The 12,252-nt window shown below is 73.3% G+C and carries 13 protein-coding genes; 11 read left to right on the top strand and 2 right to left on the bottom strand.

All coding sequences use genetic code 11. The annotated features are described in order from the left end of the window. Positions 1-138 precede the first annotated feature (138 nt). Positions 139-1,431 carry a YihY/virulence factor BrkB family protein gene (locus ACFV6D_RS37675; RefSeq protein ID WP_079135509.1) on the bottom strand — a complete coding sequence of 431 codons (1,293 nt, stop codon included), beginning with the start codon at positions 1,429-1,431 and terminating at the stop codon, positions 139-141. A 178-nt stretch (positions 1,432-1,609) separates the two neighbouring features. Between ACFV6D_RS37675 and ACFV6D_RS37670 the strand changes: the two genes are divergently transcribed. The 11 genes from ACFV6D_RS37670 to ACFV6D_RS37620 all read left to right on the top strand — a co-directional run bounded on the left by ACFV6D_RS37670 (position 1,610) and on the right by ACFV6D_RS37620 (position 11,479). Continuing rightward, entirely contained in the window at positions 1,610-1,693 is an 84-nt protein-coding gene (locus ACFV6D_RS37670; RefSeq protein WP_347878562.1) for a putative leader peptide, read from the top strand. Positions 1,694-1,892: 199 nt separating this feature from the next. Then, positions 1,893-3,617, top strand: a complete 1,725-nt coding sequence (locus ACFV6D_RS37665; protein WP_363368688.1) for a nitrite/sulfite reductase — start codon at positions 1,893-1,895, stop codon at positions 3,615-3,617. Next, entirely contained in the window at positions 3,614-3,880 is a 267-nt protein-coding gene (locus ACFV6D_RS37660) for a hypothetical protein (RefSeq protein WP_380563226.1), read from the top strand. The genes ACFV6D_RS37665 and ACFV6D_RS37660 overlap by 4 nt, the downstream gene beginning before the upstream one ends. Further along, entirely contained in the window at positions 3,861-4,562 is a 702-nt protein-coding gene (locus ACFV6D_RS37655; RefSeq protein WP_363368686.1) for a phosphoadenylyl-sulfate reductase, read from the top strand. Before ACFV6D_RS37660 ends, ACFV6D_RS37655 begins: the two co-directional genes overlap by 20 nt. A 38-nt stretch (positions 4,563-4,600) precedes the next feature. Then, a complete protein-coding gene (gene cysC, locus ACFV6D_RS37650; protein ID WP_279634886.1) occupies positions 4,601-5,197 on the top strand; it encodes an adenylyl-sulfate kinase in 597 nt (198 codons plus the stop codon). Beyond that, positions 5,194-6,135, top strand: coding sequence for a sulfate adenylyltransferase subunit CysD (gene cysD / locus ACFV6D_RS37645; RefSeq protein ID WP_380563224.1), 942 nt, complete (start codon positions 5,194-5,196; stop codon positions 6,133-6,135). The genes cysC and cysD overlap by 4 nt, the downstream gene beginning before the upstream one ends. Before the next feature lie 2 nt (positions 6,136-6,137). Further along, a complete protein-coding gene (locus ACFV6D_RS37640) occupies positions 6,138-7,472 on the top strand; it encodes a sulfate adenylyltransferase subunit 1 (protein ID WP_380495169.1) in 1,335 nt (444 codons plus the stop codon). 195 nt (positions 7,473-7,667) lie between these two features. After that, positions 7,668-8,855 carry an aliphatic sulfonate ABC transporter substrate-binding protein gene (locus ACFV6D_RS37635; RefSeq protein WP_380563222.1) on the top strand — a complete coding sequence of 396 codons (1,188 nt, stop codon included), beginning with the start codon at positions 7,668-7,670 and terminating at the stop codon, positions 8,853-8,855. 173 nt (positions 8,856-9,028) lie between these two features. Beyond that, a complete protein-coding gene (locus ACFV6D_RS37630; protein WP_063347100.1) occupies positions 9,029-9,832 on the top strand; it encodes an ABC transporter ATP-binding protein in 804 nt (267 codons plus the stop codon). After that, positions 9,819-10,739 carry an ABC transporter permease gene (locus ACFV6D_RS37625; RefSeq protein WP_380337848.1) on the top strand — a complete coding sequence of 307 codons (921 nt, stop codon included), beginning with the start codon at positions 9,819-9,821 and terminating at the stop codon, positions 10,737-10,739. Before ACFV6D_RS37630 ends, ACFV6D_RS37625 begins: the two co-directional genes overlap by 14 nt. 11 nt (positions 10,740-10,750) lie before the next feature. After that, complete coding sequence (locus ACFV6D_RS37620) at positions 10,751-11,479, top strand: sirohydrochlorin chelatase (RefSeq protein ID WP_380563220.1); 729 nt, start codon at positions 10,751-10,753, stop codon at positions 11,477-11,479. 25 nt (positions 11,480-11,504) lie between these two features. Here the strand turns inward: ACFV6D_RS37620 and ACFV6D_RS37615 are convergent, their stop codons facing one another. After that, entirely contained in the window at positions 11,505-11,906 is a 402-nt protein-coding gene (locus ACFV6D_RS37615) for a hypothetical protein (RefSeq protein WP_380563218.1), read from the bottom strand. Between the last annotated feature and the right edge of the window lie 346 nt (positions 11,907-12,252).

The raw sequence follows: 12,252 nt of genomic DNA, 5'->3' as shown, positions 1-12,252 counted from the left end.
GCGGGGCCCGTTGTTTTTTTATAACCCCCCCCGTCGGGCCGCGGCGGGGGGCGGGCCCACACCCGCCCCCCCCGGCCCCCCCCGGGGGGTGGGGGGGGAGGCCCTGTGCGTCCGCCGTCGCGCCCGGAGCCCCGGGCGCTACTGCTGCTCCCACGGCGGCCGGGGCGGGTAGTCGGGCGCCCGCCGCTCCGGCGGCGGCCCGGCCGGCCGGTCGCTGTCCGGCGGGGGCGGCCCGGGCCGGTGGTGGGGCCCGCCGCGGGCGGTGAGGCGGCCGCGGACGTTGTCGGCGGCCAGGACGTCGGCCCAGCGTTCCGGGTACTCGGAGGGGACGTCGACGTCGTCGCCGTCCTCCTCGCCCCACTCCTCCTCGGCGCCTTCGGCGAGGCCGAGTTCGCGGGCGCGCCGGGCCCGTTCGGCGGCGCGCCGGGCGGCGACCTCGCGGACCACGGCGGCGGCGGCCTCCTCCTGGGCGCGCTCGTTCTCGGCGCGGGCGTCGGCGGTCTCCAGGGTGGGCCAGCGGCGGTCTATGGCGGCGTTCATGGCGGCGCCGATGAGGACGGCCAGGGCGACCACGAAGATCCACAGCAGTACGGCCACCGGCGCGGCCAGCGAGCCGTACACCGAGGGGACCTCGACCGAGCTGACCAGGTAGATCCGCAGGGCGACACTGCAGACGACCAGCACCACCAGGGCGACCAGGGCGCCGGGGACGTCCTCGCGCCAGGGGGTGGAGACGGGGACGGCCAGGTGGTAGAGGGTGGTGAGGGAGACGATCAGCAGCACGATGGCGACCGGCCAGTAGGCGGCGCCGACCAGTCCGGCGACGCCGGGCACGGCGTTCTCGATGAGTCCGGGTCCGGCCATCAGCAGCGGCAGCACCAGGGAGCTGATGACGAGGGCGCCGAAGTAGAGGCCGAGGGACATCAGCCGGGTCTTGACGATGCCCCGCTTGCCGTCGAGCCCGTACATGACGGTGATGGTGTCGATGAAGATGTAGAGCGCTCTGGAGCCGGACCACAGCGACAGCAGGAAGCCGATCGAGACGAGGTCGGGCCGGGAATGGGCGAAGACCTGGTCCAGCAGCGGCACCACGACCTCTTTGACGGACGAGTCCGACAGGACCGTCCCGGAGGCCGAGACGATGTCGTGCTTGAGCCGGTCGATGGTGCCGGCCCCGAGGAACTCGTCGAGGTAGCCGAGGGTGCCGGCCAGGCCGAGGAGCAGCGGCGGGATCGACAGCAGGGTGAAGAAGGCCGCCTCCGCGGCGAGTCCGGTGACCCGGTACTCGACGCAGGTGTTGGTGGTGTCCTTGACCAGCTCCCACGCCGTACGGCGCCAGGCGGCCTGTTTGGCCGCGCGTCGGGAGCCCTTGCCCCGGCGCCGGGAGGGCCGTTCGGGGTTCGGTCTGCTCGTCTCGCCTGCTGCTTGCACGGGTCTAACGGTATCGGGCCGGGGCCGCGCGGTTGATCTCCCCCGGGGTACGGGCGCGTGGACGGGCGCCGGGGCGGGGAGCGGCGGGAATCCCCGACTGTCTCACATAACGAAACATCAGCGTCCACCATCCGGATGTTAGTGGACCGCAAGTCCCGCGCCGTGCCAATCTCTTGCCATGCCGAGCGCCGGAACCACCCTAGTTGGTCGACTCCACGTCGATCTCCTTCGCGTGTCCAGCGCCATCTGTCCGGCGATCTGAGCCCACCCCGCCGCATCACCGCACCCGGGCGCCACCCACCTCGCAGTCCCCGCTGGAGCGGACGCGCGGGCGCCCGGCCGGCCACGGTCACTGCTCTCCCCGGCCCTGGGAATACCCGCAGGTCACAGCAGCACCGCACCGCCGCGCACCCCCAGCGACCCACCCGGCGTCAGAGCCATCTGCCCCGAAGGACTTCACCATGGCCACCACCCCCGAGACCGCCGAGCCCACGGCCGACCGCGCCGCCGCGCGACGCCCCGCCGCGCCTCGCAAGGTGACCCGTCACCGCGGCGAGGGCCAGTGGGGCATGGGCCACTTCACCCCCCTGAACGCCAACGAGCAGTTCAAGAAGGACGACGACGGTCTCAACGTACGGACACGTATTGAGACGATCTACGCGCACCGGGGCTTCGACTCGATCGACCCCGCCGACCTGCGCGGCCGGATGCGCTGGTGGGGCCTGTACACCCAGCGCAAGGAGGGCATCGACGGCGGCAAGACCGCGATCCTGGAGCCGCACGAGCTCGACGCCGAGTACTTCATGCTGCGCGTGCGGGTCGACGGCGGCCGGCTGACCGTCGCCCAGCTGAAGGCGATCGCCGAGGTCTCCGAGCAGTACGCCCGCAACACCGCCGACCTGACCGACCGCCAGAACGTCCAGTACCACTGGATCCGGATCGAGGACGTCCCGGCGATCTGGCAGAAGCTGGAGGCCGTCGGCCTGTCCACCACCGAGGCCTGCGGCGACACCCCGCGCGTCATCCTCGGCTCCCCGGTGGCCGGCATCGCCGAGGACGAGATCATCGACGGCACCCCCGCCATCGAGGAGATCCAGCGGCGCTTCATCGGCAACAAGGACTTCTCCAACCTGCCGCGCAAGTTCAAGTCCGCCGTCTCCGGCTCCCCGCTGCTGGACGTCGCGCACGAGATCAACGACGTCGCCTTCGTCGGCGTGGTCCACCCCGAGCACGGCCCCGGCTTCGACCTGTGGGTCGGCGGCGGGCTGTCCACCAACCCCAAGCTGGGCGTGCGCCTGGGCGCCTGGGTCCCGCTGGACGAGGTCGCCGACGTCTACGGCGGCGTCATCGGCATCTTCCGCGACTACGGCTACCGCCGGCTGCGCAACCGCGCCCGGCTGAAGTTCCTGGTCGCCGACTGGGGCGTGGAGAAGTTCCGCCAGGTGCTGGAGGACGAGTACCTCACGTACCGGCTGGTCGACGGCCCCGCCCCGCAGGAGCCCAGCGGCCGCTGGCGCGACCACGTCGGCGTCCACCGGCAGAAGGACGGCCGGTACTACATCGGCTTCGCGCCGCGCGTCGGCCGGGTCGACGGCCGGCTGCTCGGCCAGATCGCCGACCTCGCCGCCGCACACGGCAGCGACCGGCTGCGCACCACCGCCGAACAGAAGATGCTGGTCCTCGACATCGCCGAGGACCAGGTCGACTCGGTGGTGGCCGGCCTGGAAGCGCTGGACCTGCGGGTCACCCCGTCGCCGTTCCGCCGCGGCACCATGGCCTGCACCGGCATCGAGTACTGCAAGCTCGCCATCGTCGAGACCAAGGAGCGCGGCCGCACGCTCATCGACGAGCTGGAGAAGCGCCTGCCGGACTTCGCCGAGCCGCTGACCATCAACATCAACGGCTGCCCGAACGCCTGCGCCCGCATCCAGGTCGCCGACATCGGCCTCAAGGGCCAACTCGTCCCGGACGGCAACGGCGAGCAGGTCGAGGGCTACCAGGTGCACCTGGGCGGCGCGCTCGGCCTGGAGGCCGGGTTCGGCCGCAAGGTCCGCGGCCTCAAGGTCACCAAGGACGACCTGCCCGACTACGTCGAGCGCGTCCTGACCCGCTACCAGGCCGACCGCACCGAGGGCGAGCGCTTCGCCCAGTGGGCGGCCCGGGCCGGCGAGGAGCAGCTGTCGTGAGTGAGCGCGCCGCACCGTTCTTCTGCCCGTACTGCGGGGACGAGGACCTGCGCCCCTCCGAGGTCGGACACGGCGCCTGGGAGTGCCACGGGTGCCGCCGCGCCTTCCAGCTGAAGTTCCTCGGCCTGCTGTCCCCGACCGCCTCGGCCCCGACCGCCCCGACCGCCTCGAACGCCTCGAACGCCTCGAACGCGGCCATCATGACTGCGCCCAACTCGACTGCGACCGACGGGGGTTCGTCCGGTGACCAGCGCGACGACTGACTACGAGGAGATAGCCGTCCGGGCCGGCCGCGAGCTGGAGGAGGCGACGCCCCAGGAGATCCTGGCCTGGGCCGCCGACACCTTCGGCCGCCGCTTCTGCGTCACCTCCTCGATGGAGGACGCGGTCGTCGCCCACCTCGCCTCCTCGGTGTTCCCCGGCGTGGACGTGGTGTTCCTGGACACCGGCTACCACTTCCCGGAGACCATCGGCACCCGGGACGCGGTGGCCGCGACCATGCCGGTCAACGTCATCACCCTCAGGCCGCTGCGCACCGTGGCCGAGCAGGACGCCGAGCACGGGCCGCACCTGCACGACCGCGACCCGGACCTGTGCTGCTCGCTGCGCAAGGTCGAGCCGCTGAACCGCGGCCTCGGCGGCTACGACGCCTGGGCGACGGGGCTGCGCCGCGACGAGTCCCCGAGCCGGGCGGACACCCCGGTGGTGTCCTGGGACGCCCGGCGCCGCAAGGTCAAGATCGCCCCGATCGCCCGGTGGACGCAGGAGGACGTGGACGCCTACGTCGCCGCCCACGGGGTGCTGCTCAACCCGCTGCTGTGGGAGGGCTACACCTCGATCGGCTGCTCACCGCTGTCCTGCACCCGCAAGCCCGCCGAGGGCGAGGACGCCCGGGCCGGGCGCTGGTCCGGCTCCGGCAAGACCGAGTGCGGCATCCACCTCTGACCCACCCCCCCCCCACTACCGACGAAGGACTTGAGACTGTGACAGCTCACACCCGGGCCGCCGACGGAGCCGCGGAGGCGGCCCCCGCGGCCGCCCCCTGCGAGCGCGGCGCCACCGTGTGGCTGACCGGGCTGCCGAGCGCGGGCAAGACCACGCTCGCCTTCGCGCTGGCCGGACGGCTGCGCGCCGAGGGCCACCGGGTCGAGGTCCTGGACGGCGACGAGATCCGCGAGTTCCTCTCCAAGGGCCTCGGCTTCACCCGCGAGGACCGGCACACCAACGTGACCCGGATCGGCTTCGTCGCCGAGAAGCTCGCCGCCCACGGCGTCAAGGTGCTCGCCCCGGTGATCGCCCCGTTCGCCGACTCGCGCGCCGCGGTGCGCGAGCGGCACGCGGCGGCCGGCACCGAGTTCCTGGAGGTCCACGTCGCCACCCCGGTCGAGCTGTGCGCCGAACGCGACGTCAAGGGCCTGTACGCCAAGCAGGCCGCCGGCGAGCTGGCCGGCCTCACCGGCGTGGACGACCCGTACGAGGCGCCGCAGAAGCCGGAGCTGCGGATCCAGACGCAGGGCCGCGCGGTCGCCGAGTCCGCCGCCGAGCTGCACGCCTTCCTGACCGAGAGGGGTCTCGCATGACCACCGCGACCGACGGCCCGGTCCGCACCCACGAAGACGCCCCCTTCGCGCTGTCCCACCTGGACGCGCTGGAGGCCGAGTCGGTGCACGTCTTCCGCGAGGTCGCGGGGGAGTTCGAGCGCCCGGTGATCCTGTTCTCGGGCGGCAAGGACTCCATCGTCATGCTGCACCTGGCGCTCAAGGCCTTCCACCCGGCCGCCGTGCCGTTCTCGCTGCTGCACGTCGACACCGGGCACAACTTCCCCGAGGTGATCGCCTACCGCGACCGCGTCGTCGCCGAGCACGGCCTGCGCCTGCACGTCGCCCACGTCCAGGACTTCATCGACGACGGCCGGCTGCGCGAGCGCCCGGACGGCACCCGCAACCCGCTGCAGACCGTCCCGCTGCTCGACGCCATCGAGACGAACCGCTTCGACGCGGTGTTCGGCGGCGGGCGCCGCGACGAGGAGAAGGCCCGTGCCAAGGAGCGGGTGTTCTCCCTGCGCGACGAGTTCGGCGCCTGGGACCCTCGCCGCCAGCGCCCCGAGCTGTGGTCGCTGTACAACGGCCGGCACGCCGTCGGCGAGCACGTGCGCGTCTTCCCGCTGTCCAACTGGACCGAGCTGGACGTCTGGCAGTACATCGAGCGCGAGGGCATCGACCTCCCGGAGATCTACTACGCCCACGAGCGGGACGTCTTCGCCCGCGCCGGCATGTGGCTGACCGCCGGCGCGTGGGGCGGCCCCAAGGAGAACGAGCCCGTCCAGCGGCGGCTGATCCGCTACCGCACCGTCGGCGACATGTCCTGCACCGGCGCCGTCGACTCGGACGCCACCGACATCCAGGCCGTGATCGCCGAGATCGCCGCCAGCCGCCTCACCGAGCGCGGCGCGACGCGGGCCGACGACAAGCTGTCCGAGGCCGCGATGGAAGACCGCAAGCGCGAGGGGTACTTCTAACGATGACCAGCACCACCCAGGAAGCCACCGCCACGTCGCTGCTGCGCTTCGCCACCGCCGGATCCGTCGACGACGGCAAGTCCACCCTGGTCGGCCGCCTGCTGCACGACTCCAAGTCCGTGCTCGCCGACCAGCTGGAGGCCGTCGAACGCGCCTCCCTGAACCGCGGCCAGGACGCGCCCGACCTCGCGCTGCTCACCGACGGCCTGCGCGCCGAGCGCGAGCAGGGCATCACCATCGACGTGGCCTACCGCTACTTCGCCACCCCCCGGCGGCGGTTCATCCTCGCCGACACCCCCGGGCACGTGCAGTACACCCGCAACATGGTGACCGGCGCCTCCACCGCCGAACTGGCCGTGGTGCTGGTCGACGCCCGCAACGGCGTCGTCGAGCAGACCCGCCGGCACGCCGCCGTCGCCGCGCTGCTGCGGGTGCCGCACGTGGTGCTGGCCGTCAACAAGATGGACCTGGTCGACTACGCCGAGCCCGTCTTCGCCGCCATCGCCGAGGAGTTCACCGCCTACGCCGCCTCGCTCGGCGTGGGCGACGTGGTGGCCGTGCCGATCTCGGCCCTCGCCGGGGACAACGTCGTCGAGCCGTCCGCGCACATGGACTGGTACGGCGGCCCGACCCTGCTGGAGCACCTGGAGACCGTCCCGGTCGGCAGCGACCCGGACGCCGCTCCGGCCCGCTTCCCCGTCCAGTACGTGATCCGCCCGCAGAGCGAGGAGCACCCCGACTACCGCGGCTACGCCGGGCAGTTGGCCTCCGGCGTGCTGCGGGTCGGCGACCCGGTGACGGTGCTGCCCTCGGGCCACACCACCACCGTCGCCGGGATCGACGCGCTCGGCCGCGAGACGGACCTCGCCTGGGCGCCCCAGTCGATCACCGTCCGGCTCGCCGACGACCTCGACGTCTCCCGCGGCGACCTGATCGCGGCCGGCGTGATCCCCGCGCCCACCAGGGACATCGAGGCCACCGTCAGCCACCTCAACGAGCGCCCGCTGCGCGCCGGGGACAAGGTCCTGCTCAAGCACACCACCCGCACCGTGCGCGCGCTGGTCAAGGACATCACCTACCGCATCGCTCTGCCGACCAAGGCGGGCGACACCCTCGAACAGCGCTCCGGCGCCGAGGGGTTGAACGTCAACGACCTCGGCCACGTGGTGCTGCGCACCGCCGAGCCGCTGGCGCTCGACGCCTACTGCGACAACCGCCGCACCGGCTCGTTCCTGCTGATCGACCCGGCCGACGGCACCACCCTCACCGCCGGTATGGCGGGCGAGGCCTTCGCGACCGTACGCGCCACCGAACCCGCTGAGGAGGACTGGGTCTGATGCCCAGCGAGGCGTTCTCGGACATGGACAAGGAAGGCGGCCGCATCGGCAGCGGCGTCCTCGGCAGCGGCCAGGGCGGCCTGACCCGATGTGCGGGCCGACAGCGCTGAGTTGCGACCCCCGGCCGCCCCGACGGGCGACCGCCACGTCCCCGAGACCGCCTCCCGACGGTCCGTCGATGAACAGGACTTCACCATGGCACCGAACCTGGCCCCCTCGCATACCCATGCCCGCCCCAACGCCGGCCGGATCAGACGCTCCGCGGTGGCCGCCGCGGCCGGCCTGACCGCCGTGACCCTGCTGTCGGCGTGCAGCTACGGCTCCAAGGCGGACGACAAGAAGGCGGGCGCCGACTCCGCCGCCAGTTCGGCCGGCGCCTCCGGCGCGAAGCTGTCCACGGACACCGTGAAGATCGGCTACTTCGCGAACCTGACCCACGGCACCGCCCTGGTCGGCCTCCAGGAGGGGCTGTTCCAGAAGGAGTTGGGCGCCACCCAGATCAAGACCCAGGTCTTCAACGCGGGCCCGTCCGAGATCGAGGCGCTCAACGCCGGCTCCATCGACATCGGCTGGATCGGCCCCTCCCCCGCGATCAACGGCTACACCAAGTCCGACGGCCAGTCCCTGAAGATCATCGGCGGCTCGGCCTCCGGCGGGGTCAAGCTGGTGGTCAACCCGGACAAGATCTCCTCGCTGGACGACCTCAAGGGCAAGAAGATCGCCACCCCGCAGCTGGGCAACACCCAGGACGTGGCGCTGCTCAACTACCTGGCGGGCAAGGGCTTCAAGGTCGACGCGGCGTCCGGCGCCGGCGACGTCTCGGTGGTGCGCACCGACAACAAGGTCACCCCCGACGCCTACCGGCAGGGCTCCATCGACGGCGCCTGGGTGCCCGAGCCCACCGCCTCCAAGCTGGTCACCCTCGGCGCGAAGGTCCTGCTCAACGAGAAGGACGTCTGGCCGGACAAGAAGTTCGTGATCACCAACATCATCGTCTCGCAGAAGTTCCTCAAGGAGCACCCGGACGTGGTGGAGGCCGTGCTGCGCGGCTCGGTGAACACCAACGCCTTCATCAAGGCCAACCCGGACAAGGCCAAGGCCGACGCCAACGAGGCGATCAAGAAGGAGGCCGGCAACGCGCTGGAGCCGGCCATCCTCGACCCCGCCTGGGCCGACATCGACTTCCTCGACGACCCGCTGGCGAACACCCTCCAGGCCGAGGCCGACCACGCCGTCACCGCCGGGCTCCTCAAGCTGCCCAAATCAAGTTCCGCTGGCGCGGGGGCCAACCTGAACGGCATCTACGACCTCACCCTGCTCAACAAGGTGCTCGCGGCCAAGGGCCAGGGCCCCGTGGCGGACGCCGGACTCGGCGCCAAGTAGCGCCACCCGGCGCCGAACAGCACCGCGCGGCGCCGAGTCCGCCCCGACTCCGCGGTCCGGACCCCCGCCCACCCGGTCGATCCGCGATCGATGCCCACCGGGACGGGCGGGGCCGGGCCCCGGCCCCCGCTCCGCCAGCCCTCAGCCAGACCACTCACGCAGGAGGTGTCCGGATGACCCCGGCACTGACCACCTCGGCGGACACCGCCGGCGCCGGCGCCGGCGGCGCCGCGCCCGCCGTCCGGATCTCGCACGTGCACAAGTCCTTCGGCCGCCCGGGCGCGCAGACCCACGTCCTGGACGACATCACCCTCGACGTCGCGCCCGGCGAGTTCGTCACCCTGCTCGGCGCCTCGGGCTGCGGCAAGTCCACCCTGCTCAACCTGGTCGCCGGCCTCGACCAGCCCACCGCCGGCGCCATCGAGGTGCCGGGCGGCCGGCCCGCGCTGATGTTCCAGGAGCACGCGCTGTTCCCCTGGCTCACCGCCGGCCGCAACATCGAACTCGCCCTCAAGCTGGCCGGCGTCCCCCGCGCCGAGCGCCGCGCCGAAGCCGAGCGCCTGCTCGAACTCGTCCGCCTCAAGGGCTCGTACGGCAAGCGCGTGCACGAGCTGTCCGGCGGCATGCGCCAGCGCGTCGCGATGGCCCGCGCGCTGGCCCAGGGCAGCCAGGTGCTGCTGATGGACGAGCCGTTCGCCGCGCTCGACGCCATCACCCGCGACGTGCTGCACGACGAGATCACCCGGATCTGGGCCGAGCGGCAGCTGTCCGTCCTGTTCGTCACCCACAACGTGCGCGAGGCCGTGCGCCTGGCCCAGCGCGTCGTCCTGCTCTCCTCCCGCCCCGGCCGGGTCGCCCGCGAGTGGCGGATCGACCTGCCGCAGCCGCGCCGCATCGAATCCGCCGGCGTCGCCGACCTGTCCATCGAGATCACCGAAGAACTGCGTGGGGAGATCCGTCGCCATGGCCAGCACTGACAGCACCCCGGTCCTGGAGAAGGCCGACAAGACCGACAAGGCCGCCGCCACGGACACCGCCGGTGTCGGCGCCGGCCTGGACGCCCTCGACGCCGTCTCCGCCCAGCGCGGCTCGCTCGGCCAGGCACTGCGGACCAAGGCCCTGCCGCCGCTGATCGGCGTCCTCGTGGTGCTCGCCCTGTGGCAGGGGGCGTACAGCCTGCACCTCACCTCCGCCTACAAGCTGCCCAGCCCGACCGACGTGTGGCACTCCGCCCAGGACCTCTGGTACCAGGGCACGCTGTTCTCGATCATCTGGACCAGCGTCTGGCGCGGCCTGTCCGGCTTCCTGCTCGCCGTCGTCATCGGCACCCCGATCGGGCTGGTCGTCGCCCGCGTCCGGCCGGTGCGCACCGCCATCGGCACGGTCCTCCAGGGCCTGCAGTCGCTGCCCTCGGTCGCCTGGGTGCCGGCCGCGGTCATCTGGCTCGGCATCAACGACCGGATGATGTACGCGGTCATCCTGCTCGGCGCCGTCCCCTCCATCGCCAACGGCCTGATCGCCGGCATCGACCAGGTGCCGCCGCTGTTCCTGCGCGCCGGACGCACCATCGGCGCCACCGGCCTCACCGGCGCCCGGCACGTCCTCATCCCCGCCGCGCTGCCCGGCTACCTGGCCGGCCTCAAGCAGGGCTGGGCGTTCTCCTGGCGCTCCCTGATGGCCGCCGAACTCGTCGCCTCCTCCCCCGACCTCGGCCGGGGCCTGGGCCGGTTCCTGGAGGACCAGCGCGAGTTCTCCGACATGTCCGGGGTGCTGCTCGGCATCATCCTGATCCTGTTCGTCGGCATCGCCATCGAACTGCTCGTCTTCACCCCGGTCGAACGCCGGGTGCTGCGCAACCGCGGCCTGCTGGCCGCCGCCAAGTAAGGCCGACGCCGATGCCCGCCCTCCTGCTGATCGCCCACGGCAGCCGCGACCCGCGGCACGCCGCGACCGTGGCCGCACTGGTCCAGGAGGTGCGGGCGCTGCGCCCCGGGCTGGACGTCGCCACCGCCTACCTCGACCACTGCGCGCCGCGCATCCCGCAGGTCGTCGGGCGGCTCGACGACGCAGTGGCCGTCCCGCTGCTGCTCAACCGGGCCTACCACGCCAAGCACGACATCCCGGCCGCCCTGCGCACGGCGGGCGCGGCCCTGCCCGTCGCCGCCGTCCTGGGCCCGTCGCCGCTGCTGCTCGCCGCCCTGGAGCGCCGCCTCGCCGAGGCCGGGGTGGACGTGCGCTCGGCCGCCGTCCGGGCCCGCACCGGCGTGGTGCTCGCGGCGGCCGGCTCCTCCGACCCGGCCGCCGACGCCGCCACCCGCGCGGTGGCCGCCGCGTGGCGCCGCAGCCGCGGCTGGGCCGCCGTCGAGGTGGCCTACGCCTCCGCCACCGGCCCGCGCGTGCCCGACGCCCTGGCCGCCCTGCGCGCCGCGGGCGCCGCCCGCACCGCCGTCTCCCCCTACCTGCTGGCCCCAGGCCTCCTGCCCGACCGCATCGCCGACGCGGCCGCCGGAGCGGACGCCGTCGCCGACGTCCTGGGCCCCGCCCCCGAACTGGCCGCCCTCCTCCTGGAACGCTACGACGAGGCCCGCCTGGCAGCAGCCGTCGCCCCGGCCCTCAGCGCCTGAGCCGGAGCGGGCCCCGGCGCGGCCGTCACCGAGCCGCCTTCTCCGCCTGGTGAAGACGCTCGGCCTGTCCAACCGCCTCCCAGTGCCGCGCCCGCTCGAAGTGCAGGGCACTACGGGCCGCACGCTCCCGCAGCTGGTACCGCGCAGCCGCCGCGATGACCACACTCGGCGGCACCGGCTGCTCCAGGTCGGCGACGGCGGCCTCGATCCACTCCCGCATGATGGCCGTCGGTTTCAGCCCCCGCTCCCGCGCCCGGCGCCGCACCTCGTCCATCACCGGCTCGGGCAGCCGCAGCGAGGTGGTGATCATCACCGACTCCGCCGCCAGCGGCTCGGCCGGCTCGGCGCTCATGATCTCGTCCTCGGTCAGCTCGTGTGTCCCGTAGTGCTCGGCGACCGCCTTGAGCCCCGCGTCCTTGTCGGCCATCCGCCCCTCCGCTCACGACACCGGCACCCCGGCGGCTTCCCCGTGGGCACCGTGTCACCGACCTCACGGGCAAGGCCAGCCGCCACCACACCTACGGGTGACGGCGCGCGGAAGCGCCGATGGGTGCGCACGGCCGGACCGTGCGCACCCATCGGCGCCGGGAACCGCTACGAAACCGCGTCCGGGGTGTGCACCTCCCCTGGCCGCCACGCCGGTGGCCCGACGACGAAACGGCCAGGGGCCCCCCCTGAGGCGGGGGGCCGGGCGGGGGGGGTTGGGCGGGGGTGTGTGGGAGGGGCGCGGGGGGTCGCGGGGGGGGGGTCGGGTGCCGGGCGGAGGCGCCGGG

Source organism: Kitasatospora sp. NPDC059812, from assembly GCF_042732075.1.
Lineage (GTDB): Bacteria > Actinomycetota > Actinomycetes > Streptomycetales > Streptomycetaceae > Kitasatospora.
The sequence above is the reverse complement of the archived record's forward strand: the minus strand, read 5'-3'. Positions and strand labels throughout refer to the sequence as shown.

What these genes read in the sequence shown, in the direction of transcription:
- cysD (WP_380563224.1), top strand. Translation starts at nt 5,194, where the DNA reads ATGACCACCGCGACCGACGGCCCGGTCCGCACCCACGAAGACGCCCCC.
- ACFV6D_RS37640 (WP_380495169.1), top strand. Translation starts at nt 6,138, where the DNA reads ATGACCAGCACCACCCAGGAAGCCACCGCCACGTCGCTGCTGCGCTTC.
- ACFV6D_RS37625 (WP_380337848.1), top strand. Translation starts at nt 9,819, where the DNA reads ATGGCCAGCACTGACAGCACCCCGGTCCTGGAGAAGGCCGACAAGACC.
- ACFV6D_RS37635 (WP_380563222.1), top strand. Translation starts at nt 7,668, where the DNA reads ATGGCACCGAACCTGGCCCCCTCGCATACCCATGCCCGCCCCAACGCC.
- ACFV6D_RS37665 (WP_363368688.1), top strand. Translation starts at nt 1,893, where the DNA reads ATGGCCACCACCCCCGAGACCGCCGAGCCCACGGCCGACCGCGCCGCC.
- ACFV6D_RS37620 (WP_380563220.1), top strand. Translation starts at nt 10,751, where the DNA reads ATGCCCGCCCTCCTGCTGATCGCCCACGGCAGCCGCGACCCGCGGCAC.
- ACFV6D_RS37615 (WP_380563218.1), bottom strand. Translation starts at nt 11,906, where the DNA reads ATGGCCGACAAGGACGCGGGGCTCAAGGCGGTCGCCGAGCACTACGGG.
- ACFV6D_RS37630 (WP_063347100.1), top strand. Translation starts at nt 9,029, where the DNA reads ATGACCCCGGCACTGACCACCTCGGCGGACACCGCCGGCGCCGGCGCC.
- ACFV6D_RS37670 (WP_347878562.1), top strand. Translation starts at nt 1,610, where the DNA reads ATGCCGAGCGCCGGAACCACCCTAGTTGGTCGACTCCACGTCGATCTC.